We start from the raw sequence: 23,822 nt of genomic DNA on the forward strand, positions 1-23,822 counted from the left end.
GCAAACCTGTGGGAGCAAAGCTTGCTCGCGATGAACGATGACGCGGTAGGTCTGAAAAACCGCGTTGCCTGTATCGCGAGCAAGCTTTGCTCCCACAGCTTTGCTCCCATAAGTGTTTTGCTCCACAAGTTTTTGCTCCCCACAGGTCTGAGGCCCTGACGGTCAGCTCGCCAGCTCCGGCCGATCCCGAAACTGCTCCAAAGCCCCAGGGTTGGCCAAGGCATCGGTGTTCTTCACCACCTCGCCATGCACCACATTGCGCACCGCCAGCTCCACCACCTTGCCGCTGATGGTTCGCGGAATATCACTGACCGCGAGGATCTTCGCCGGCACATGACGCGGTGTGGTGTTGGCCCGGATGACTTGGCGGATCCGATGTTCCAGGGCTTCATCCAGGCTCACACCCTCGCGCAGGCGCACGAACAGCACCACCCGGACATCGCCCTGCCATTGCTGGCCGATGGCGACGCTGTCCAGCACCTGCTCGACTTTTTCCACCTGCCGATAGATTTCCGCCGTGCCGATACGCACGCCGCCGGGGTTGAGCACGGCGTCGGAGCGTCCGTGGATCAGGAAACCGCCGTGGGGCAGTTCCTCGGCGTAGTCGCCTTGGGCCCACACGCCGGGAAACTGGGCGAAGTAGGAGGCGCGGAGTTTTTCCTGCCGAGGGTCGTTCCACAAACCAATGGGCATTGCCGGGAAATGCCGGGTGCACACCAACTCACCTTTTTCACCAATGACCGGGTTGCCGGCCTCGTTCCAGACCTGCACGGCCATGCCCAGGCTCTTGCCCTGCATCTCGCCCCGGCGCACCGGCGACAGTGGGTTGCCGTTGACGAAGCAGGACACAATGTCGGTGCCGCCGGACATCGAGGCCAGGCAAACATCGGCCTTGATGTCGCGGTACACGTAATCGTAGCTATGGGGCGCCAGTGCCGAACCGGTGGAGAGCAGGGTTTTCAGGCTGTCCAAACGGTGCGTCTGGCGGGGCTTGAGGCCCTCGCTTTCCAGGGCCGCGAGGAACTTGGGGCTGGTGCCGAAGACGCTGATGCGCTGCTGATCGATCAGGTCCAGCAAGCGCTCGGGGCCAGGGTGGAACGGCGAACCATCGTAGAGCACCACCGTGCTGCCCACAGCGAGGGCCGACACCAGCCAGTTCCACATCATCCAACCGCAGGTCGTGTAGTAGAACAACCGATCCTCGGGCCCGAGGTCGACGTGCAGGCCATGTTCCTTGACGTGTTGCAGCAGCACGCCACCGGTGCCATGGACGATGCATTTCGGCACCCCGGTCGTGCCGCTGGAATACAGGATGTATAGAGGGTGATCGAAGGGCACGCTGACGAACGCCGGTTCGCCACCGCTTTGATAAAAGTCGTTCCACAAGGCGACAGCGGCCGGGGTCTTGAATGCCTCGACGCGCACGTCCGGCTGCGCATAAGGCAACACGATCAGTTGCTGCAGCGATGGTAGCCGTTCGAGGATTTCATTGACCTTGGCCTGCTGGTCGATGACCTTGCCAGCGTAGCGATAACCGGCGCAGGTGATCAGCACCTTGGGTTCGATCTGGCCGAACCGGTCGATGACGCCTTGGGTACCGAAGTCCGGTGACGAGCACGACCAGATAGCGCCCAGGCTGGTGGTGGCGAGCATGCCGACCAGGGTCTGCCAGGTGTTGGGCAGGCAAGCGGCGACTCGATCGCCCTGGGTGACGCCAGCGGCTTTCAGGCTTGTTTGCAGGCCAGCGACATGGGCGGCGAGTTCGGCCCAGGTCAGTTGTTCCTGGCCGCCGTTTTCGTCGAGCGCCACCACCGCGACGGCGTCATCGCGGCGGCGCAGCAGGTGCTCGGCGAAGTTCAGCGTGGCGCCAGGGAACCACTGGGCGCTGGGCATTTGCGAATCTTCCACCAATACCGCGTCGGGGGCTTGGTGAAAGCGAATCTCGAAGAAGTCGACAATGGCCTGCCAGAAGGCTTCGCGCTGATCGATGCTCCAGGCGTGCAGAGCCGGGTAGTCATGCAGTTGCAGGTGATGCCGCGCGTTGACGAACTGGCGAAAGGCGTTCATGCGCGACTGGGCGATGCGTTCGGGGCTGGGTTGCCAGAGGATGTCGGACATGGGGTGCCTCTTGTTTTTTTGTGTACACACAAACTATAGAGCGACCCAATCTTGTGGCGAGGGGATTTATCTGTGGGAGTAAGGCCTGTGGGAGCAAGGCTTGCCCGCGATGAACGAAAACGCGGTTTTGCTGTTAAACCGCGGAGCGGCCATCGCGGGCAAGCCTTGCTCCCACAAGTAGGGGATAAATCCCCTCGCCACAAGGGATCGCAAGGAGTTTATTGAGCCAACCACCCACCATCGATATTCCACGCCGCGCCGCGCACCTGGCTGCCGGCTTCGCTGCACAGGAACAGCACCAGTTCCCCCAGTTGCGGCGGGGTGACGAATTCCAGGGACGGCTGTTTCTCGGCCAGCAGGTCATGCTGTGCCTGTTGCGGATCGACGCCGGTGGCAATGCGATCATCGATCTGTTTTTGCACCAGCGGCGTCAGCACCCAGCCCGGGCAGATGGCGTTGCAGGTCACGTTGCTGGTGGCGGTTTCCAGGCCGACCACCTTGGTCAGACCGATCACCCCATGCTTGGCCGCGACATACGCCGCCTTGCCCACCGAGCCGACCTGGCCGTGCACCGAGGCGACGTTGATAATCCGCCCCCAGCCCTTGGCACGCATGCCCGGCAGGCTCAGGCGGGTGGCGTGGAACACCGAGGACAGGTTGATGGCAATGATCGAGTCCCAGCGCTCCGCCGGGAAATCCTCCACGGCGGCCACGTGCTGGATTCCGGCGTTGTTCACCAGGATGTCCACGCCGCCGAACTCGCGCTCGGCGTAGGCGAGCATGTCGGCGATCTGCGCTGGGTCGCTGACATCGGCTGGATGATGACCGACCTTGCCGCCGAACTGTTGCACCTCGGCGATTACCGCCGAGGCATCGCCAAAGCCGTTGAGGATCAGGTTGGCCCCGGCCTTGGCCAGGCTCAGGGCAATGCCCAGGCCGATGCCGCTGGTAGAACCGGTGACCAGGGCGGTCTTGCCCGAAAGAGGGGTTGTCATGGGAACCTCACACAATGCCAGTGGCGTAGAACACACCGATCACGAAGAACACCGCGAGGGTCTTGATCAGCGTAATGCAGAAAATGTCTTTGTAGGCTTCGCGGTGGGTCAGCCCGGTCACCGCCAGCAGGGTAATCACCGCGCCGTTGTGGGGCAGGGTGTCCATGCCGCCGCTGGCCATGGCCGCCACTCGGTGCAGCACTTCCAGAGGAATGTTGGCGGCGTGTGCGGCGCTGATAAAGGTTTCAGACATCGCCGCCAAAGCGATGCTCATGCCGCCCGAGGCGGAGCCGGTGATGCCCGCCAACAGCGTGACGGTCACCGCTTCGTTGACCAGTGGGTTGGGAATGCTCTTGAGCCAGTCGGCCAGCACCAGGAAACCCGGCAAGGATGCGATGACCGCGCCGAAGCCGTATTCCGACGCAGTGTTCATCGCCGCCAGCAACGCACCGCCCACGGCGCTCTTGCTGCCTTCGGCCAGTTTGCTGCGAATGGCCCGGAAACCGAACAGCAAGACCATGATGATGCCCACCAGCAACGCCGCCTGCACCGCCCAGATCGCGGTGAGCTTGGCGATGTCGCTGGTGACCGGGGCTGTCATGCCTGGCAGCGCGAGGCTGTGGGTCTTGCCATACCACTGGGGAATCCACTGGGTGAACAACAGGTTCATGAGCCCAACCGCCAGCAGCGGCGAAACGGCGATCCAGGGGTTTGGCAGCTTGATGTCTTCGGCGGTTTCCGGCTCGTTGCGCAACTCGGTGCCGTAGCCTTCGCCCACACGCTGGGCCTTGTTGCGCTGGCGTTGCAGGAACAGCATGCCGAGGCTGAACACGAAGATCGTGCCGATCACGCCCAGCCAGGGTGCGGCCCAGGCGGTGGTGTTGAAGAATGTGCTGGGGATGATGTTCTGGATCTGCGGCGTGCCGGGCAGGGCGTCCATGGTGAACGAGAACGCGCCGAGGGCGATGGTGGCCGGGATCAGGCGCTTGGGGATATTACTCTGGCGGAACATCTCGGCGGCGAACGGGTACACCGCGAACACCACGACGAACAGCGACACACCGCCATAGGTCAGCAAGGCACAGACCAGCACGATCACCAGCATGGCCTGGCGCGTCCCCAGCAAGCGAATCGCCGCGGCAACGATGGAGCGGGAGAACCCCGACAGCTCGATCAATTTGCCGAACACCGCGCCGAGCAGGAACACCGGGAAATACAGTTTGATGAAGCCGACCATTTTTTCCATGAACACCCCGGTGAAGGCAGGGGCGACGGCGGACGGGTCGGTGAGCAGGACGGCGCCGAGGGCGGCGATGGGGGCAAAGAGGATAACGCTGTAGCCACGGTAGGCGGCGACCATCAGCAGCGTGAGGGCTGCCAAGGCAATGATCACACTCATGGTGTGTCTCCTGGATTGTTATTGTTGTGGTGAAGCTGTGGAGGGGGCTTTAGCGAGTTTTGTGCCAGGTGTGTAACTGGCTGAAATATAAGGAAATTTTTTAAATTTTTAGGGTGAGGGTGAAGGTTTTGTCTCTGTTTTGAGATTTTTATGGGCTGGGCTGGCCTCATCGCGAGCAGGCTCGCTCCCACAGTTGACCGCGTTGAACAGGAGAAACGCTATCCCATGTGGGAGCGAGCCTGCTCGCGATGAGCGCGAAGCGCTCCAAAGTCAGTAGTCTATATTTTGAGAATAGAGTCTCTCTATTGAGACTCGGCAATCCCCAACGCCACCATTTTCTTGTACAGCGTCGACCTCCCCAACCCCAACCGCTCGGCCGCTTCAACCACTTTGCCCCCGCATTGCACGAGGGTGGTTTCGATCAACTGCCGGTCGAAGCGTGCCCGGGCCTCGCTGAAAGTTTCTTGCGGCAACGGTTCCAGGCTCGGGCTTGCCGTGTGGGTTACCGGTATGAACGTGCCGATGGCGGCGCGGATGTCCGCCGCCGTGAGCACCAGGTCATCGCTGAGCAGCGCGGCCCGTTCCAGCACGTTGCGCAGTTCGCGGATGTTGCCCGGCCAGGCGTGTTGCCGCAGCAGGTCGAGGGCGGCGTGGTTCAGTTCATGCTGGCTGCGCAGTTCTTCAAGGATTGCTTCGCTCAGGGCCGGCAAGTCTTCCAGGCGCTCGCGCAACGGCGGGACCTGGATCGGCAACACGTTGAGGCGGTAATACAGGTCGGCGCGGAACTCTCCGCGCTTGATCGCTGCTTCCAGGTCCATGGAGGTGGCGGCGATTATGCGCACGTCGCTTTGCAGCACCTCATTGGAGCCCACCGGTTCGTATTCCTTTTCCTGAAGCACGCGCAGCAGTTTGCTTTGCAGCGGCAGCGGCATGTCACCGATCTCGTCGAGGAACAGCGTACCGCCCTGGGCGATCTGCAGTTTGCCGGCGCGGCCCTTGCGGTCGGCCCCGGTAAAGGCCCCCGGGGCGGTGCCGAAGAATTCGGCTTCCAGCAGCGACTCGGGAATCGCCGCGCTGTTGATGCTGACGAACGCCTTGTGGGCGCGCGGCGAAGCGCTGTGGATGGCCTGGGCCAGCAGTTCCTTGCCGGTGCCGGTTTCGCCGAGCAGCAGCACCGGCGAATCGGCGCTGGCGCTGCGCCGGGCACGGCGCTTGACCTCAAGGCCGGCGTTGCTGGTGCCAATGAAATGGGCAAAGTTGTACTTGGTCTGGCGCGCCCGCAGCAGCGAGCGGGTGGAGGCCAGTTCTTCCTGCATGCTCAGGTAGCGCTTGAGCATCGGTGACAGGCTGCGCAACTCATCGAACAAGGCAAAGCCGATGGCACCGATCACCGCACCCGCGCTGTCGTGGATCGGCAGGCGCATCACCACCAGGGGTTCCTTGGGCGTGTCCTGCATGTCCAGCAGGATCGGGCGCCCGGTGCGCACCACTTCACGCAACAGGCTGCCGGGAATCACGCTTTCGCACGCCCGGCCAATCGCCTCCTGCGCCGAGTTCAGGCCGAAGCGGCGGGCGTAGCGTTCGTTCATCCAGACGATATTCGCGTCACGGTCGACAATCACCGTGCCTTCGCTGGACTGCTCGATGATCTCGAACAACGAACGGATCGCCAGCGTGCGGACGCGCTTGTAATCCTTGAGGCTTTCGGTGGGGTTCATGATAATTCCAGAATGTGTGGGTTCTGTTCGGGCCTCTTCGCGAGCAAGCCCGCTCCCACATTGGATTGTGTTCGTATGAACGATCGAGAGCACCTGTGGGAGCGGGCTTGCTCGCGAAGGCCGCGACGCGGTCCAACTGCATAACGCCGATTATGCCCACCCCGGATGCGCCGCCGCCAACAGCTCCTTCGTATAAGGATGCTGGGGCGCGTCGAACACGTCATGACTGGCGCCTTGCTCGACCACTTTGCCGTCCTTGATCACGATCATGTCGTGGGCCAAGGCACGGACCACCGCCAGGTCGTGGCTGATGAACAGATAGGTCAAGTCGTACTTCTCCTGGAGCTGGCGGAGCAGGGCGACGACTTGTTTCTGCACGGTGCGGTCCAGTGCCGAGGTGGGTTCGTCCAGCAGAATCAACGCTGGCTTGAGCACCAAGGCCCGGGCGATGGCGATGCGCTGGCGCTGGCCGCCGGAGAATTCGTGGGGGTAGCGATGACGGGTCGAAGGGTCGAGGCCGACCTCCTTGAGGGCCTGGATCACCCGGGCTTCACACTGTTCGGCGCTGGAAGGCTGGTGGACCTCGAGACCTTCGCTGATGATCTGCTGCACCGACATGCGCGGGCTGAGGCTGCCGAACGGGTCCTGGAACACCACCTGCATCTGCTTGCGCCATGGCCGCAGTGCCTTGTGCGACAGCTGATCGAGGGCCTGGCCCTGGAAGTGGATGCTGCCTTCGGAGTCGATCAGCCGCAGGATCGCCTGGCCGAGCGTGGACTTGCCGGAACCGGACTCGCCGACGATGCCCAGGGTCTTGCCGCGCTGGATGCTCAGGCTGATGCCGTCCACGGCGCGCAAGTATTCCTTGCGCCGGAACAGCCCGCCGCCCAAGGGAAAACTCACGCGCAGGTCCTGCACCTGCAACACGTTTTCGCGCTCGTCCCGGGGCAGGGCTTCGCCTTCCGGTTCGGCGTGCAGCAACTCGCAGCTGTAGGGATGTTTCGGTGCGCTGAACAGGGTTTCGCAAGGCGCCTGTTCGACGATTTCCCCCGCCTTCATCACGCACACCCGTTGGGCGATGCTGCGCACCAGGTTGAGGTCGTGGCTGATCAGCAGCAAGGACATGCCGAGCCGTTGCTGCAAGGACTTGAGCAGCAACAGGATCTTGCGCTGCACGGTCACGTCCAGCGCCGTGGTCGGTTCGTCGGCAATCAACAGCTCCGGCTCGCAGGCCAGGGCCATGGCGATCATCACCCGTTGCCGCTGGCCGCCCGACAGTTGGTGGGGATAGGCCTTGAGGCGTTCGGCAGGTTTCTGGATACCCACCAGGGCCAGCAGTTCGAGGATGCGCTGGCGCGCCGCTTTGCCGCCCAGGCCCCGGTGCAGCATCAGGGTTTCACCGATCTGCTTCTCGACGCTGTGCAGCGGGTTCAGCGAGGTCATCGGCTCCTGGAAGATCATCGCGATCCGGTTGCCGCGCAACTCCCGCAGCGTCTTGGCCTCGGCGCCCAGCAGTTCCTGGCCGCGATAGCGAATGCTGCCGGCGGTGCGGGCTTCTGTCTCGGGCAGCAATTGCAGGATCGAGTGGGCCGTCACTGACTTGCCGGAGCCGGACTCGCCCACCAGGGCCAGGCACTCGCCGGGGCGGATGTCCAGGCACAGGTTGCGCACCACCGTCTGGTCGTTGAAGGCCACGCTCAGGTCGCGGATTTCGATCAGGTTGTCGCTCATCTCAAGGTTCTGCTTCATGGCCGTTTCATGATCGTGGGTCGAACGCGTCTCGCAACGCCTCGCCGATAAACACCAGTAGAGAAAGAATCAGCGCCAGGGTGAAAAACGCCGTCAGCCCCAGCCACGGCGCTTGCAGGTTTTGCTTGCCCTGGGCGATCAGTTCCCCCAGCGACGCGCTGCCGGCCGGCATGCCGAAGCCGAGGAAATCCAGGGCGGTGAGGGTGGAGATCGCCCCGGTGAGGATGAAGGGCAGATAGCTCAGGGTGGCGTTCATCGCGTTGGGCAGGATATGCCGCACGATCACCTTGCGGTCCGACAAACCCAGCGCCCGGGCGGCTTTCACGTATTCCAGGTTGCGCCCGCGCAGGAACTCGGCGCGGACCACGTCCACCAGGGCCAGCCAGGAAAACAGCGCCATGATCCCCAGCAGCCACCAGAAGTTCGGCTCCACGAAGCCGGACAAGATGATCAGCAGGTAGAGCACCGGCAGCCCGGACCAGACTTCCAGCAAGCGTTGCCCGAGCAAATCCACCCAGCCACCGTAATACCCCTGCAATGCCCCGGCGGCGATACCGATCAGCGCGCTGATGGCGGTCAGGGCCAGGGCGAACAGGATCGACACCCGCGCACCGAAGATCACCCGGGCCAGCACGTCCCGGGACTGGTCATCGGTGCCCAGCCAGTTCACGGTCGAGGGTGGGCTCGGGGCCGGTTGGTTGAGGTCGTAATTGGGTGTGTCGTCGCTGAACGGGATCGGTGGGAACCACAGCCAGCCGCCGTCCTTGTGAATCAGGTTCTGCACGTAGCTGCTGCGGTAGTCGGCCTGGAACGGCAGCTGCCCACCAAATTCCTGTTCGGTATGGCGCTTGAACACCGGGAAATACAGCGAACCCTGGTAGCTGACCACCAGCGGCTTGTCATTGGCGATCAACTCGCCGCCCAGGCTCAGGATGAACAGGCCGATGAACAGCCACAGCGACCACCAACCCCGGCGATTTTTCTTGAAACGTTCGAAGCGCCGGCGGCCCAAGGGGGAAAACTTGAACATCAGGCGTTCCTCGCGGCGAAGTCGATGCGCGGGTCCACCAGGGTGTAGCAGAGGTCGCCGACGAGTTTGATCAGCAGGCCGAACAGCGTAAAGATGAACAACGAGCCGAACACCACCGGATAATCCCGGGAGACCGCGGCCTCGTAGCTCATGCGTCCGAGGCCGTCGAGGGAAAAAATCACCTCGATCAACAAGGAGCCGGCGAAGAACACGCTGATGAACGCCTGGGGAATGCCCGATACCACCAGCAGCATCGCGTTGCGGAACACGTGACCGTACAGCACCCGTTGTTCGCTCATGCCCTTGGCCCGCGCGGTGACCACGTACTGGCGGGTGATTTCATTGAGGAACGAGTTCTTGGTCAGGATCGTCAGGGTGGCGAAGCCGCCGATCACCAGCGACGTCACGGGCAGCACCAGGTGCCAGAAGTAGTCGGCGATCTTGCCCAGCGTCGACAGCGACTCGAAGTTATCCGACACCAGCCCGCGCACCGGAAACCAGTTCAGCGAGGTGCCGCCGGCGAACACCACGATCAGGAACATCGCGAAGAGGAACGCCGGCATCGCATAGCCAATGATGATCGCCGTGCTGCTCCACACATCGAATGCCGAGCCGTGACGCACCGCCTTGCGGATGCCCAGGGGGATCGACACCAGGTACGTGATCAGCGTCGCCCAGAGCCCGAGGGAAATGGTCACCGGCATCTTTTCCAGGATCAGGTCGGTGACCGTCGCGCCGCGGAAGAAACTCTTGCCGAAGTCGAGGCGGGCGTAACTGCTGAGCATCAGCCACAGGCGTTCGTGGGCCGGTTTATCGAAGCCGTATTGTTTCTCGATGTCCTTGATCAGTTGCGGATCCAGGCCGCGACTGGCGCGGGAGCTGCCGGTCATGGCATTGCCCGAACCGCCAACGCTGGCGCCGCCGATGCCTTGCAGCTGGGCGATGGCCTGTTCCACCGGTCCGCCGGGCGCGGCCTGCACGATGACGAAATTCACCAGCAGGATAATCACCAGCGTGGGGATGATCAGCAGCAGGCGTCGCGCGATATAAGCCCACATCAATGCGGCCCTCCGGGTGTGCCGCGCTTGATGCGTTCGGCGCGCATCTGCTCGTTGGTCAACGGTGTGGTGCTCACTTCCCACCAGCTTTCGATGGCTTCGTCATTACTGGCCTGAACTTTCGGGATGCCGAAGCGGTTCCACCACACGGTCGAGCTGCCCGGCGGGTAATAGTTGGGAATCCAGTAGTAATTCCATTGCAGCACCCGGTCCAGTGAACGGGCGTGGTGGAGCATGTCGGCTTTGGTCGTGGCCTTGACCAGGCCGTCGATCAGGGCATCCACCGCCGGGTTCTGCAAGGCCATGTAGTTGTTGGCCCCCGGGTCGTTGGCGGCCGCCGAGCCGAAGTAGTTGTAGAGCTCCATGCCCGGCGATGTGCTGACGGGGTAGCCGGTGATGATCATGTCGTAGTCACGGCTCATCAGGCGATTGACGTACTGGGACGCGTCGATATGGCGGATGCTCATGTCGATGCCGATTTGCGCCAGGGTTCGTTTATAGGGCAGCAGCAGGCGGTCGATACCGTTCTGGCTGTTCAGGAACGTGAAGCTCAGCGGCTCGCCCTCGGCATTCACCAAGCGGTCGCCGTCGGGTTTCCAGCCGGCCTGTTCCAGCAGCGCCAGGGCTTGCAGTTGCTTGTCGCGGATCACGCCGCTGCCGTCGGTTTTCGGGGCCTGGAAGACTTGGGTGAAGACTTCGTCGGGAATCTGCCCGCGCAAAGGCTCGAGAATCGCCCGTTCGCCGGCATCGGGCAGTTCCCGGGCGGCAAGGTCAGTGTTGGAAAAGTAACTCTGCTGACGCACATAGACGTTGCGCATCATCTGGCGATTGCTCCATTCGAAATCCCAGAGCATCGCCAGGGCCTGGCGCACACGACGATCCTGGAACTGCGGTTTTTGCAGGTTGAAGACGAAACCCTGGGCGGTCTGGGGGGCTTGGGTGGCCAGGTGGGCCTTTTGCAGGCGACCATCCTGCAGGGCCGGGCCGTCATAGCCGATGGCATAGCCGGTGGCGGCGAATTCACGGTTGTAGTCATAGGCGCCGCCGCGCAGCACCTGGCGGGCGACGTCGGTGTCGCCAAAATACTCGATGCTGAAATGGTCGAAATTGTAGAGCCCACGACTGACCGGCAGGTCCTTGCCCCACCAATCGGCATTGCGCTTGAAGGTAATGCTGCGCCCGGAATCGACCTTGCTCACCCGGTAGGGGCCACTGCCCAGCGGGGCCTCGTAGCCGCCGCCGTTGGCGAAGTCGCGGGTCTTCCACCAATGTTCGGGAAAGACCGGCAGGGTGGCGATGTCCAGGGGCAGGGTACGGCTTTCGTTGTTCTTGAAGTTGAAGCGCACGGTGCGTTCGTCCTCGACCACGACGTCCTTGACCGCCGCGAACTGGGTGCGATAGCGCAGGCTGCCCTGGGTCATCAACAGCTCGAAGCTGTAGCGCACGTCCTGGGCGGTAATGGGTTTGCCATCGGCGAAGCGCGCCTTCGGGTTCAGGTAGAAGCGCAGCGACAGGCCATCGTCGGCCCGCTCCATCTTCTGCGCCACCAGGCCGTAGACGGTATAGGGCTCATCCAGCGAGCGCTGGGCCAGTGGCGAATACAGCATCCCGTCGATCTGGCTGACGCCGATGCCTTTGTCGATATACGGCAGCACATGGTCGAAGTGGCCGATCTCGATGGCCGAGCGGCGCATAGTCCCGCCTTTGGGGGCCTGGGGATTGGTGTAGGCGAAGTGGCCGAAGCCTTCGGCGTATTTGGCCGGTTCGCCATAGACAGTCAGGGCATGTTGCGGTGCTGCATCGGCACCGACGGCGCCTGTCAGCAGGACCACGGCAGTCAATAGCAGGGAAGGGAACGCCAGTCGCATTGTCAGCCTTAAAGCCGGGTGATCGATGACACGATTTGTACGCGAGCGGCGCATGAATCGCCAGCCCTTGTGGAGAAGGGATTTATCTGTGGGAGCAAGACCTGTGGGAGCAAGGCTTGCCCGCGATGACCGCGCCACGGTCCAACAGCTAAGCCGCGTTATCGTTCATCGCGGGCAAGCCTTGCTCCCACAGCGGGGATAAATCCCCTCGCCACAATGAATCACATCACCCTTGAGTGAAGGGTATCTGTACCGGGATCAGTCTTGGCGGCTGGTGACTTCCAGCAGGTGGTAGCCGAACTGAGTCTTGACCGGGCCCTGGACCACATTGATCGGTGCGCTGAACACCACGGTGTCGAATTCCTTGACCATCTGGCCCGGGCCGAACGAACCCAGGTCGCCGCCCTGACGGCTGGACGGGCAGGTGGAGTTGGCCTTGGCTACTTCGGCGAAATCTTTTCCGGCTTCGATCTGGGCCTTGAGTTCGTTGCACTTGTCTTCGGTGGAAACCAGGATGTGGCGGGCAGTGGCTTTGGCCATGAGGGAAATTCCTTTCGATGTAGTTAAAGGTGTTGAGCCTACCGGATTCATTGACGGGTTGTTGTCAAAATTGCGTCAAAACCTTGGACCCGGCGATCAAAGGCCGGCTTTGCGCAGGCGCTCGGCGTGGCGCAGGTAAAGCTCTGTGGGGTCTGTACCCTTGCGTGATGTGCCGGCTCCTGGGCTGATGGCCTCCATATGGTCCATTGGATAGTCGGAGCGAATGACCTTGCCCAGGTGTGAACTGAAGCGCCCGACCAGGCCGTCGTTCTGCTCGGCTTCGGTGATGAAGTAGTCGGAAAAGGCGCGGCAGAAAGCCTGCAAAGGCTCCGATGCTTGCCCCGTAGCCTCGCGCAACGTACCGCTCCATGAGTAGTAGCGCACGCCATTGACCCGGTCCGGGCCGTTCCCACCCCAGTGCTTCGGCAGGCCTTGGGGGTATTTGTCGTTGAAGGTGCCCACACCCTCGGTGGTCAACGTCGCCAGCGCGGCGACGGCGGTGGGCGATAGCTGCGCCTGCCCGTCAAGCAGCGAGATGAAATCGGCGAACAGTGTAGCGACGCCTCTTGCCACATGCCCCGGCAAGCGTCCGGGAGTAAGGGCCTTGTGCAGGAAGTCGGCCAGTTCGGAACCATGGTTGGGACCGCTGACCGACGTGACCGAGGCCACTTTGTCGGGTGCCAGCGCGGCGGCATACCGGGCGGCCAGCGCACCCTGGCTGTGGCCGATCAGGTTGACCCGAGCGGCACCGGTGCCGGCCAGGACCCGATCGATTTGCGCCAGCAGTTGTTCGCCTCTGGCCTCGTTGCAATGGGTGGCCGACAGGTACGGGATGAACACCCGGGCACCGCCTGCGCGTAGGGTTAGTTTGATGCCATGGAAAAGTTCGAAACCGCCGATCCTGTCAAACCCGAACAACCCATGGACCAACAGGATGGGAAATTGAGTGGTTGCATTCCGTTGCATGTTCGTACCTTTTTCGAAGAGGTTCACGATGAATTTGCGACTTCACTCTAATCCAGGCCTGTAATGGACGGTGTAGGAAGAAACCGCGCTGAACCGGGGAAACCGGAATAGAAAAAGTGGGAAGAATGGGAAATAGCCCGGTGCTGGCTAAAGGTGTAGGAGGTCTCCTATAACCCGAGTCGTTTGCAGCTACAGCTTTGAACGCCAGGGACCACCGCCGTTGTCGTCTTGTCTGGCTGTGGGTTTGGCGCGAACGGGTTTTAATGGCTCCATCGAGCGCCGTTATGCAAACGGTGCCTTCATCCAAGGACTGGAGCCTGTACATGATCACTTACCCCTCTCTTCAACGATCCCGTTCAACCTCAGGAGCAAGGCTGCCGCCGCCGGTCCTGGCAGCGGCCAGGGACGGGGTGATCGACCCCGCTTGGCGCAAGGCCGTCGTTACCGTCAAGCCTTATCCGATGATGGCGTGCGGGGATGAGGTGCTGCTGCGTTGGCATGGGCTCAACAACGAGGGAGAGCCTTACCGACATGAAGTGGCCGGGTTCGTCACGGAGCGGCAAGTAGGGCGAGACGTCGTGTTCGTCGTGCGCGAACCGCATATCGCCGAGTTGGACGGTGGCTCGCTGGAGCTCTCCTACCAGGTGACGGGCAAACAGTTGCCGGCCACCCTGGTTTCGCAACACCTGCAACTGGACATCGGCGATGTATCACCGCAACTGCTGCCTGCCATTGCCAACGATGCGGTCGGTGGCAGCCTTGATCCGAGTCGGGTACCTGACGGAACCTGGGTGACGATTCGGCCCTACGCCAGGATGGCGGTCGGCGATCGGTTGATCCTGACGGCCAGCAAGGACTCCAACGCGCTTTGGCGCGATGTGCTGGAGATAGAAGCCCATGCTGTCGGTCGTGAGGTGTCGCTCTGGGTCGATCATTCGCTGATCGCTCCCCATGTAGGGCACAACCTGGCCTTGGCCTATGTCGTCAGGCGCGGACATTCGGTGCGCCGCGCCGAGTCCTTGTCGTTGCACATCGGTCCTCTGCTGCGTCCTGCGTTGAAGGTACCCAGGGTCCGGGAGATGAACGACGGGTGGCTGGATGTCGACGATTTGCAAGAGGGGGTGACGATTGTCGTCGATGATCCCGGGCTTGAGGCGGGCGAGCTGGTCTGGTTGCAGTGCAACGGAAACTCGTCTTATGTCCTTGAACGCGAAGTCACCGAGGCCACGGCGGGCCAACCGCTCGCTTTTGTGATTCCTGCGGTGTATTGGCAGGATCAAGGCGATAAGTCGGTGGACGTGTTCTATCAGGTCGAGCGCCTGGATGACGTCAGCCAGCGTTCCGAGTGGGTGACGGTCCAGGTTCGTTCCAGTGCGCCAGGCTGAGCGAGGCGCTCCCAGAGAAGATAATGCTGTTCACTTGGGAGGGGCGATAGATCTGTGGCGAGGGAGCCTGCTCCCGCTGGGCTCTGTAGGAGCTGTCGAGCGAAGCGAGGCTGCGATCTTTTGATCTTTCGCTCCAGACTCAATTGGCAATGGAAAGATCGCAGCCTCGTTTCACTCGACAGCTCCTACAGCGCAGCCCAACGGGAGCAAGTGCTCACCACAATGATCCAGACAAGCCACAGTATTTATCCCAGAAGAGGGCGCATTCGGACCTCAGGCTGGCAATTGCAGCTTGCGATGGGCTTCGCGCAGCAATAGCTCGGTGGACTCCCAGCCCAGGCAACCGTCGGTGACCGAGACGCCGTAGCGCATCGATGGGCCCAGCGGTTGGCAGCCTTCGAACAGATGGCTTTCGAGCATCATGCCGATCAGGGCGCGGTTCCCTTGCAGCCGTTGTTCCAGCACGTCGTTGAACACCTGCGGTTGGCGCAGCGGGTCTTTGCCGCTGTTGGCGTGGCTGCAGTCCACCATGATCCGGGCCGGTATCTTGAGGCGGGTCAGGTCGTGGTGTATCTGCGTGACGCTCTGCTGGTCGTAGTTCGGCCCGCGATGGCCGCCGCGCAGCACCAGGTGGGTGTCGGGGTTGCCCGGCGTCTGGATGATCGCTGGATGCCCCTGGCTATCCACGCCGAAATGCCGATGGGGATGGGCGGCAGAGCGCATGGCATCGCAGGCAATGCCGACCCCGCCGTCCGTGCCGTTCTTGAACCCCACGGGCATGCCCAGGCCGCTGGCCATTTCCCGGTGGATCTGCGATTCGGTGGTGCGTGCACCGATGGCGACCCAACTGAGCAGGTCATCGAAGTAGCTGGCGGCCATGGGTTGCAACAGTTCGGTGGCGACGGGCAAGCCCAGTTGCAATATCTCGCGCATCAGTTCCCGGGACAGGGTCAGGCCGGCCGCCATGTCATCGCTGCCATCCAGGCCAGGATCGTAGGCCAGGCCTTTCCAGCCTACGGTCGTGCGGGGCTTTTCTACGTAGGCGCGCATGACCAGCAGCATGCTGTCGCTCACTTCATGGGCCACGCGAGCCAGGTTGGCGGCGTATTCGAGGGCGGATTTCGGGTCGTGGATCGAGCAGGGGCCGACGATGACCAGCAGGCGGGAGTCCTCACCGTCGAGGATCGCGCGGATGGCCTGGCGATGGGCGCTCACTTGATGGCTCAATGCGGTGCTGAGCGGCAATTGGTGCTTGAGTTGCAACGAGCTCGGCAGACGCAGGGTCAGGGCTTCGTTGGCAGGGTTGAGCGTGGACAGCGGCAAAGCGGAGACGGACGAATTCATGATTTGGCTTCCTGGACGGGCAGCGGGTTCATTCCCGCGCGCCGGTCCTAGTGGGGTGTTCGACAATTGGCCGGATTGGCCCGCAATTGAGGCTTGCCACCGGTAGGTGACCGATCGGAGGCGGCAGGCTGTCCCGAGCGGTGGCTGGTAAATCGCCAGGCGGAAAAACTGTCGTAACGGTAATAAGTGGCGTAGTTCATGGCTCAATCCTCAAGTTGTCTGGTGCTGCAAATGTGTGGGGCCTGAAAAAACAAAACCCCCGGTCGGGAGGCCGACCGGGGGTTTGGAAAACTCTGGAAGGCGACCCGTTTAAAGTGGGCGCCGGTTGGGTATCAGGCGCGCCAGTGGCTAAACCAATACCCAAAATAAAAGCTGACCGAAGTTTGAACACTGTTCGCCCGGGCAGCCGCAACCGAGCGCGGGGCGCTGGCGGTTTGAAGCGGTGAGAGGGCGTTGAACATGGTCTGTCTCCGATGAATGGCCCTGAGCTTACTTGAGGACGGGGCGCCGGTTCAATCAGAAAATTCTATCGAGGGCATGCAATTGTTCACCCCGGCTTGAGTCCGCTGGGCTTTATGACAAACTTCAGGTTTGCAGCGCCTCCCAAGGATGACCCATGACCGCTCCAGCCTTCGCCGCCGCCCAGTCGATCTCCATCGCGGGGGACGTTCGCGCCAACCTCCTGCGTCATCAGCATTTCATGCAGGCGGCCGCTGAGCAGGGCGTGCAGTTGCTAGTGTTTCCTGAGCTGTCACTCACCGGCTACGAACGCGGCCTGGCGGCGGATCTGGCCATCCTGCCGGAGGATGGCGTATTGCAACCGCTGCGCGACTTGGCCCGCGAGCTTGGCCTGACAGCGGTGGTGGGCATGCCCATTCGACTGTCGGCCGACGCTCCGGTGTTGATCGGCGCGTTGGTCCTCGGTGCCGATGGCTCCCTCGGGGTGTACAGCAAGCAGCATCTGCATCCGGGGGAAGAAGTCGCCTTCGCCCCGGGGCATGGCGGCTCGATGCTGACGATGGGGCAGGACCGCATCGCGCTGGCGGTGTGTGCCGATTTCTCCCACGCCAGCCATGCTGCCGCGGCAGCCGGGCAGGGCGCTACGCTGTATGCAGCAGGCGTGTTGATTACCGAAGGTGGCTACGTGCCCGATACGACGTTGTTGCAAGGCTATGCCCGGCAGCATGCCATGACTGTGCTGATGGCTAATCATGGCGGCGCTACTGGCGGTTGGGAGTCGGCTGGCCGCAGCGCCATCTGGGGCTCGGACGGTGCGCTGCTCGCGGCGGCGTCGGGTACGGGCGAGTTGTTAGTGATCGCTCGTCGCGACGCCAACGGCTGGGCCGGGCAAGTCGTGCCGGTGGCAGTGCTTTAATGAGGTATTCATGAGCTTCGAGTGGCGTGCCGCAACGAGCGAGGACATCGACTTCGCCCGGCAGCTGACCTGCGACAACATGCTTCCTTACTACCTCAGGCATGATTTGCTCTGGCAGGACGAAGCATTCGATCTGGCCTGGATCATTCGTCAGAACTGGATAATCAGTCGTGCCGGCCAGGCGCTGGGTTTTGTCAGTCTCAGTCGTGACGCCCGGGCGTTGTATATCCGGGAGCTGCAGATCGACGCGTCGTTTCGCGGGCAGGGCGCCGGGACCTGGACGATCGGACAGGTTTGGGGCCTGGTGGGGGTGGAGCGTCGCCCGGCGCTGCGCCTGACGGTGTTCAAGGATAATCCGGCCAGGGCGTTGTACGAACGCATGGGCCTGCACGTCGTGGGCGAGGACGAGTGTTTCCTGAGGATGCAGCGAGACGCCGGTGCTTGAAGCCTCGCGCGTTATCTCAATAAAGACGTGTTGTAACTTTTATCTGTCCCTTTGCGCTAGGTCTGCCGGACGCTTTTTGCTAAGGTGTTGTGCAACCCAAATAAGACCAAATCGTGAGGTGTCTGCTTGATTAGGGTGTTAGTGGTCGATGACCATGATCTCGTCCGTACGGGCATTACACGAATGCTGGCTGACATAGACGGCCTGCAGGTAGTTGGCCAAGCTGAATCCGGGGAAGAATCCCTGATCAAGGCGCGTGAATTGAAGCCCGACGTGGTGTTGATGGACGTCAAGATGCCTGGCATCGGCGGCCTTGAGGCCACGCGCAAGCTGCTGCGCAGTCACCCGGACATCAAGGTGGTCGCGGTGACCGTGTGCGAAGAGGATCCGTTTCCCACCCGGCTGTTGCAGGCGGGCGCGGCGGGCTACCTCACCAAGGGTGCTGGCTTGAACGAGATGGTCCAGGCCATTCGTCTGGTTTTTGCCGGGCAACGCTACATCAGCCCGCAAATCGCCCAGCAATTGGCGATCAAGTCGTTCCAGCCAACCAACGATTCTCCCTTCGATGCGCTGTCGGAGCGGGAAATCCAGATTGCCCTGATGATTGTCGGTTGCCAGAAGGTGCAGATCATCTCCGACAAGCTGTGCCTGTCGCCAAAAACCGTCAACACCTACCGCTATCGTATCTTCGAGAAGCTTTCGATCAGCAGTGATGTCGAATTGACACTGTTGGCGGTGCGCCACGGCATGGTCGATGCCAGCGCCTGAAAATGACTGATTTGTTTGATCCAAGCGCGTTCCTGTCCACTTGCAGCGGTCGCCCCGGCGTGTACCGCATGTTCGACGGCGACGCACGCCTGCTTTATGTCGGCAAGGCCAAGAACCTCAAGAAGCGCCTGGCCAGTTACTTTCGCAAGACCGGCCTCGCCCCGAAGACTGCCGCCCTGGTGGGGCGCATCGCGCAAATCGAAACGACGATCACCGCCAATGAAACCGAGGCGCTGCTGCTCGAGCAGACGCTGATCAAGGAATGGCGCCCGCCGTACAACATCCTGTTGCGCGACGACAAATCCTACCCGTATGTGTTTCTGTCCGACGGGGCCTTTCCGCGCCTGAGCATTCATCGGGGTGCCAAAAAGGCCAAGGGTCGCTATTTCGGTCCTTATCCCAGCGCCGGGGCGATTCGTGAGAGCCTCAGCCTGCTGCAGAAGACCTTTTTCGTTCGCCAGTGTGAAGACAGCTACTACAAGAACCGCACCCGGCCCTGCCTGCAATACCAGATCAAGCGCTGCAAGGCGCCTTGCGTGGGATTCGTCGAGCCGCAGGTCTATGCCGAAGACGTGCGTCACTCGGTGATGTTCCTGGAAGGCCGCAGCAATGCGCTGACCGATGAACTGTCGGCAGCCATGGAAGACGCGGCGGTCAACCTTGAGTTCGAACGGGCTGCCGAGCTGCGCGACCAGATTGGCCTGCTGCGCCGCGTGCAGGACCAGCAAAGCATGGAAGGGGGCAGCGGTGATGTCGATGTGATCGCCGCGTTCATCAATCCGGGCGGCGCCTGCGTGCATTTGATCAGCGTGCGGGGCGGTCGTGTGCTGGGTAGCAAGAACTTCTTTCCCCAAGTGGGTATCGAGGAGGACGTGGCCGAGGTCATGGCGGCGTTTCTGGGCCAGTACTACATCAGCAGTCCGGAACGCGACTTGCCTGCCGAGTTGATCGTCAACGTGGTCCACGAGGATTTCCCGGCCCTGATCGAAGCCATCGACAAGCTTCGCGGTCGTGAACTGACCATCAGCCACCGCGTTCGTGGCACCCGTGCCCGTTGGCAGCAACTGGCCGTGACCAACGCCGAACAGGCCCTGGGCGCGCGCCTGGCCAACCGTCAGCACGTGGCGGCGCGGTTCGATGCCCTGGCCGATGTCCTTAACCTGGACGAGCCGCCGCAGCGGCTGGAGTGCTACGACATCAGCCATTCCAGTGGCGAGGCAACGGTGGCGTCCTGCGTGGTGTTCGGCCCGGAAGGCCCGATCAAGTCCGATTACCGCCGTTACAACATCGAAGGTGTCACGCCTGGTGATGACTACGCGGCCATGCACCAGGCATTGATGCGCCGCTTCGGCAAGCTGAAGGACGGGGAGGGCAAGTTGCCGGACATCTTGCTAGTGGACGGCGGCAAGGGCCAATTGTCCATGGCCCGCGATGTGCTCAATGAGCTGATGGTCCCCGACCTGATCCTGCTGGGCGTGGCCAAGGGCGCGACGCGCAAGGCCGGCTTCGAGACCTTGTACCTGAACGACGCTGCCCATGAGTTCACCCTCAAGGGCGATTCGCCAGCGTTGCACCTGATCCAGCAGATCCGTGACGAAGCCCACCGTTTCGCCATCACCGGACACCGTGCCCGCCGTGGCAAGACGCGCCGTACGTCTACACTGGAAGGTGTGGCAGGCGTCGGCCCGACGCGCCGTCGCGACTTGTTGAAACATTTTGGTGGATTGCAGGAACTGTCTCGTGCCAGCATCGAGGAGATAGCCAAAGCACCCGGTATCAGTAAAAAGCTCGCTGAGTCGATTTATGCAAACCTGCACAGCGAGTAGAATGCCCGTCAACCTTGTAGCCAGTTGTGCCGATGAATATCCCAAATCTGATTACCGTTCTACGCGTCCTGCTCATTCCGATCTTCATTTTGCTGTTCTATTTGCCGTACCACTGGAGCTACGTGGCCTCCGCCTCGGTCTTTGCCTTCGCCGCCGCGACGGACTGGCTGGATGGTTACCTGGCGCGACGCCTGGAGCAGAGCACGCCGTTCGGTGCCTTCCTCGACCCGGTGGCCGACAAGCTGATGGTCGCGGTGGCCTTGGTGCTGCTGGTACAGGAACACGGCAACCTCTGGCTCACCTTGCCGGCGGCGGTGATCATCGGCCGCGAAATCGTCGTCTCGGCGCTGCGTGAGTGGATGGCCGAGCTGGGCGCCCGCGCCCAGGTCGCCGTGTCGAACCTCGGCAAATGGAAAACCGCCGCGCAGATGCTGGCGCTGGTGATCCTGCTGGCCAACCCTTCGGACTTCAGCTTCTGGGTGCTGTTGGGCTATGCGCTGTTGCTGGTTTCCGCTGGGCTGACGCTGTGGTCGATGGTCCAATACTTGCGCGCCGCCTGGCCGCATCTGCGGACGGATGTAGAGCCGAAATAAAACTTTTTTGAATCAAGGGGTTGACGGCGTAATCTGAATCTATAGAATGCGCCACACCAAGACGCGGGAATAGCTCAGTTGGTAGAGCACGACCTTGCCAAGGTCGGGGTCGCGAGTTCGAGTCTCGTTTCCCGCTCCAAGATTCAGAAAAAAAGCCACTCAGATGAGTGGCTTTTTTTTGTCTGAAATTTATGTGCTGAGGTGTGAGTCGTTTCTCGTCTATCGTGGCCTCTCGAATCTCAACCTAGGTCAGGATCTAGGGAATCTGCTTTTAAAGTTTTAACTACGTCCTTCGGGTTTGCTTTGTAGTATTCAATCATATGGTTGCAATAATCACCGACGGTGTAAATTGTTAATTTTCCAGCAATTATCGATTTGTATTTTTCTCTGGTGCATACGTCCAGTATGTCACCTTCGATTACATCGTATTCATTTTTTCTGAATAAACCAGGAGGGCGAGTGGCTTTGAGGTCGCGTCCAAATACTGAGCTTTCATTAAAGGTATCTATAGGGGTGTTAAATATACTGGCAACTCGTTGCGTGGCAAGCTTGCGAATAGTTTTATCTTGATTTTTCATGTTTTAACTCATGTGTAGTCGACCCCATTGCCTGCGAATCTCTGTCGTGTGACGCATTGCGGCCGATATAGGCATGCAACCTACCAGAATTATCGTCGCGTTCGTGCGGACTCCAGCAAAGTATTAGTAGCACTCTGCCGAACAATCCTGCAATGTTTTCCATCGCTGCATTATGAATGCATGTATTGGGGTTTAATGTAATTCTGTTCAGGTCGTCATCTGAGACAGTCGTGTCGATATACTGTATCGCCCAATTCTGAAAGTCAGGATGTGTTTTTGCTAATGGGATAAATGTATATCAGCAATGCCCAGCTGCTGGATGATGTAAGCATTCCCTCAAGATAACGTGGCCGCCCACGCAAACGCTGCAATGGGTTGCTTACCGACGAGGGTTACGGCATTGAAGCACTGCGTCGATATCGCGATCAGTATCGAACGCAACTCGCCATCCCGCTGCGCTCGATGAAGCGCAAACCCAAACCCGATCTGTCAAGACTGTTTGATCGGCCCAAGTACCGACAACGCCATATCATCGAACGTATGTTTGGCTGGCTGAAAGAGAACCGCAGGATCATGACGCGCTTCGACAGGCTCGCGAAAAGCTATGCCGCCATGGTTTAACTGGCTTGTTCCATACGATGTTTGCGATATCTTTTTGCGTATAGAGCCTAAGGCTTGCCTGATGGCGATTGTGTTGAAGATGGATGCCCGAAAGCAGCCGTGATCCTATCCATGAAATTCAATACCAAGTCTACCGAGTACCCGGCAATCAGCGCGATCCCAATCTGAGGTAAGTTGCCCAAGGCGTCCGTCTTCGAAGGGGCGATCAACACCAGAGACGCGACGCCCAGGATCGGTCCGAGGGCCAATCGCGCTGACCCAAGCAGGCGCCGTGTCCAGGTGAACGTGAAGGTCTCCAGTTGTGAACTGACGGAGCGCAACACAAACACGCAGCTACCCAGCAAGCCGTACAACGCTGGCAGGAGCAGGCGATAGAGAATATCGTATTGGTTTTGGGCCTGTTGGCGAGGACGATATTCATCAACAGACTCGCCTAGTGACAATGTGGGGCGCTCGGAAGACTCCATAGGAGGGGCAATATCTTTGGGAGAAGACCTTGTTGTAATGGGCGGCTCATCAAAGAATGTAACCATCCAGAATGTCCTGGAGAAATTTAGCAAGTTGGCGGCGGAAGCGCGTTCCGACTGTATTGCGCGATTTTGCTCATAGGCTGCTACAAAGACAGAGTAGGCGGCGATTTGTTTTGCCTTGGCTTCAGTTGTAACGGGAACGTTGTTTGTAGGGTCCAGTGATTTTATAACCAGTGTCGCATTTTGACTTTCCACCCAGAGTTTCAACACGGTATCAATGGAGGTCTTGTTCTTCGCGACCAGATCATCAAGGCCTTGAATGCGCGAGGAAAGCTGTACCGCCTGAATTTGTGCGCAGAGTATTATCAATAAGGTGGCCATCGACCCCCACGCGACATATTTGCTGGCCCGATTGGTAAACAGACCGATCAATGAACTTCCGGTAACCAGCCCCGTGTCTTGAAGGCTGGCGATGGTCACTGGCCGCACGGCGACGGCCAACTTCGACAGCGACGTCCAAAATGCCGCTTCTTGGTCAAGCGTCAATTCCCCCTTATCGAGCGCCTGCTCTGCGCCAATTACTGCTTTCAAGTCAGCGTCGGCAATCGGAATTCCGGCTTGTGTAGCGAATGCCAACAGAAGCTTGGCTCGCTTGACCGAGTCTGCGAGATGATCGGTTTTAGGGAGCACAATAGGCATGTTTTGCGATCCCCTCTGAAATGAAAACAAGATTATAGACTGTTACACGAGCGTAACACTGTTCGTTATTTTTATGCCGCGAACAAGAGTCGCTCATAGACTATAAGTCTTTATGGTGCCGAATGGCTCGGTTAATGCTGACGTTAGCACTAGGTCATTTGGGTGTCTAGTTTCAGTTGTTGGTGGGGTGTCAACTAATTTAGTCTCCTTTGTGGCGTTTTCCAGAGTTCTGCAATAACGCTATTTCAATCGATTGCGTTATTTCTTTTTAGAAGCC

19 protein-coding genes, 1 tRNA gene and 1 pseudogene are annotated in these 23,822 nt (G+C 60.6%); 8 read left to right on the forward strand and 13 right to left on the reverse strand.

Features of this window, described 5'->3' with window-relative positions:
- Positions 1 to 162 precede the first annotated feature (162 nt).
- From B0E42_RS10155 to B0E42_RS10205, 10 genes are all read right to left on the reverse strand, one after another.
- Entirely contained in the window at positions 163 to 2,118 is a 1,956-nt protein-coding gene (locus tag B0E42_RS10155; protein ID WP_077506315.1) for an acetoacetate--CoA ligase, read from the reverse strand.
- Positions 2,119 to 2,336: 218 nt separating this feature from the next.
- Positions 2,337 to 3,113, reverse strand: coding sequence for a 3-hydroxybutyrate dehydrogenase (locus B0E42_RS10165; protein ID WP_077506316.1), 777 nt, complete (start codon positions 3,111 to 3,113; stop codon positions 2,337 to 2,339).
- A gap of 7 nt (positions 3,114 to 3,120) precedes the next feature.
- Positions 3,121 to 4,512 (reverse strand): GntP family permease, encoded by a 1,392-nt coding sequence (locus tag B0E42_RS10170; protein WP_018608044.1) that lies wholly within the window; start codon positions 4,510 to 4,512, stop codon positions 3,121 to 3,123.
- A 302-nt stretch (positions 4,513 to 4,814) separates the two neighbouring features.
- Positions 4,815 to 6,230, reverse strand: a complete 1,416-nt coding sequence (locus B0E42_RS10175) for a sigma-54-dependent Fis family transcriptional regulator (protein ID WP_018608046.1) — start codon at positions 6,228 to 6,230, stop codon at positions 4,815 to 4,817.
- Positions 6,231 to 6,380: 150 nt separating this feature from the next.
- On the reverse strand, positions 6,381 to 7,961 hold the full coding sequence (locus B0E42_RS10180) for an ABC transporter ATP-binding protein (protein WP_077506325.1): 1,581 nt from the start codon (positions 7,959 to 7,961) through the stop codon (positions 6,381 to 6,383).
- 25 nt (positions 7,962 to 7,986) lie between these two features.
- Positions 7,987 to 9,009, reverse strand: coding sequence for an ABC transporter permease (locus tag B0E42_RS10185; RefSeq protein WP_018608049.1), 1,023 nt, complete (start codon positions 9,007 to 9,009; stop codon positions 7,987 to 7,989).
- Positions 9,009 to 10,067, reverse strand: coding sequence for a microcin C ABC transporter permease YejB (locus tag B0E42_RS10190; protein WP_018608051.1), 1,059 nt, complete (start codon positions 10,065 to 10,067; stop codon positions 9,009 to 9,011). Before B0E42_RS10190 ends, B0E42_RS10185 begins: the two co-directional genes overlap by 1 nt.
- Positions 10,067 to 11,935 (reverse strand): extracellular solute-binding protein, encoded by a 1,869-nt coding sequence (locus B0E42_RS10195; RefSeq protein WP_053178836.1) that lies wholly within the window; start codon positions 11,933 to 11,935, stop codon positions 10,067 to 10,069. The genes B0E42_RS10190 and B0E42_RS10195 overlap by 1 nt, the downstream gene beginning before the upstream one ends.
- A gap of 258 nt (positions 11,936 to 12,193) precedes the next feature.
- Positions 12,194 to 12,475, reverse strand: coding sequence for a peptidylprolyl isomerase (locus tag B0E42_RS10200; protein ID WP_053178838.1), 282 nt, complete (start codon positions 12,473 to 12,475; stop codon positions 12,194 to 12,196).
- A gap of 96 nt (positions 12,476 to 12,571) precedes the next feature.
- Positions 12,572 to 13,441 carry a triacylglycerol lipase gene (locus B0E42_RS10205; RefSeq protein WP_077506317.1) on the reverse strand — a complete coding sequence of 290 codons (870 nt, stop codon included), beginning with the start codon at positions 13,439 to 13,441 and terminating at the stop codon, positions 12,572 to 12,574.
- A gap of 323 nt (positions 13,442 to 13,764) precedes the next feature.
- Here B0E42_RS10205 and B0E42_RS10210 point away from each other — a divergent pair, with 323 nt between their 5' ends.
- Positions 13,765 to 14,826, forward strand: a complete 1,062-nt coding sequence (locus B0E42_RS10210; protein ID WP_256578283.1) for a hypothetical protein — start codon at positions 13,765 to 13,767, stop codon at positions 14,824 to 14,826.
- Positions 14,827 to 15,099: 273 nt separating this feature from the next.
- On the opposite strand, the gene B0E42_RS10215 is transcribed toward B0E42_RS10210, so the two are convergent.
- A complete protein-coding gene (locus B0E42_RS10215) occupies positions 15,100 to 16,170 on the reverse strand; it encodes a 3-deoxy-7-phosphoheptulonate synthase (RefSeq protein ID WP_024616651.1) in 1,071 nt (356 codons plus the stop codon).
- A gap of 616 nt (positions 16,171 to 16,786) precedes the next feature.
- Here B0E42_RS10215 and B0E42_RS10220 point away from each other — a divergent pair.
- The 6 genes from B0E42_RS10220 (at position 16,787) to B0E42_RS10245 (ending at position 21,316) form a co-directional block, all read left to right on the forward strand.
- A complete protein-coding gene (locus B0E42_RS10220) occupies positions 16,787 to 17,545 on the forward strand; it encodes a carbon-nitrogen hydrolase family protein (protein ID WP_077506319.1) in 759 nt (252 codons plus the stop codon).
- 10 nt (positions 17,546 to 17,555) lie between these two features.
- Positions 17,556 to 17,990 (forward strand): N-acetyltransferase, encoded by a 435-nt coding sequence (locus tag B0E42_RS10225; RefSeq protein ID WP_018608064.1) that lies wholly within the window; start codon positions 17,556 to 17,558, stop codon positions 17,988 to 17,990.
- Between the two features lie 126 nt (positions 17,991 to 18,116).
- Complete coding sequence (uvrY, locus tag B0E42_RS10230; RefSeq protein ID WP_003200277.1) at positions 18,117 to 18,758, forward strand: UvrY/SirA/GacA family response regulator transcription factor; 642 nt, start codon at positions 18,117 to 18,119, stop codon at positions 18,756 to 18,758.
- 2 nt (positions 18,759 to 18,760) lie between these two features.
- On the forward strand, positions 18,761 to 20,584 hold the full coding sequence (uvrC, locus tag B0E42_RS10235) for an excinuclease ABC subunit UvrC (RefSeq protein ID WP_018608068.1): 1,824 nt from the start codon (positions 18,761 to 18,763) through the stop codon (positions 20,582 to 20,584).
- A 32-nt stretch (positions 20,585 to 20,616) separates the two neighbouring features.
- The gene (gene pgsA, locus B0E42_RS10240; RefSeq protein ID WP_018608070.1) at positions 20,617 to 21,177 is read left to right on the forward strand and encodes a CDP-diacylglycerol--glycerol-3-phosphate 3-phosphatidyltransferase; all 561 of its coding nucleotides are present in this window, start codon (positions 20,617 to 20,619) and stop codon (positions 21,175 to 21,177) included.
- Positions 21,178 to 21,240: 63 nt separating this feature from the next.
- Positions 21,241 to 21,316 (forward strand) — tRNA-Gly (locus B0E42_RS10245).
- Between the two features lie 100 nt (positions 21,317 to 21,416).
- Here the strand turns inward: B0E42_RS10245 and B0E42_RS10250 are convergent.
- Positions 21,417 to 21,755 carry a hypothetical protein gene (locus B0E42_RS10250; RefSeq protein ID WP_077506320.1) on the reverse strand — a complete coding sequence of 113 codons (339 nt, stop codon included), beginning with the start codon at positions 21,753 to 21,755 and terminating at the stop codon, positions 21,417 to 21,419.
- Positions 21,756 to 22,100: 345 nt separating this feature from the next.
- On the opposite strand from B0E42_RS10250, the pseudogene B0E42_RS10255 reads away from it, so the two are divergent.
- Positions 22,101 to 22,376 (forward strand): annotated as a pseudogene (locus B0E42_RS10255) (IS5/IS1182 family transposase); the annotation flags it as partial.
- A 47-nt stretch (positions 22,377 to 22,423) separates the two neighbouring features.
- On the opposite strand, the gene B0E42_RS10260 reads toward B0E42_RS10255, so the two are convergent.
- Complete coding sequence (locus B0E42_RS10260) at positions 22,424 to 23,545, reverse strand: hypothetical protein (protein WP_053187188.1); 1,122 nt, start codon at positions 23,543 to 23,545, stop codon at positions 22,424 to 22,426.
- Between the last annotated feature and the right edge of the window lie 277 nt (positions 23,546 to 23,822).

Source organism: Pseudomonas sp. A25(2017), from assembly GCF_002001065.1.
GTDB lineage: Bacteria > Pseudomonadota > Gammaproteobacteria > Pseudomonadales > Pseudomonadaceae > Aquipseudomonas > Aquipseudomonas kilonensis.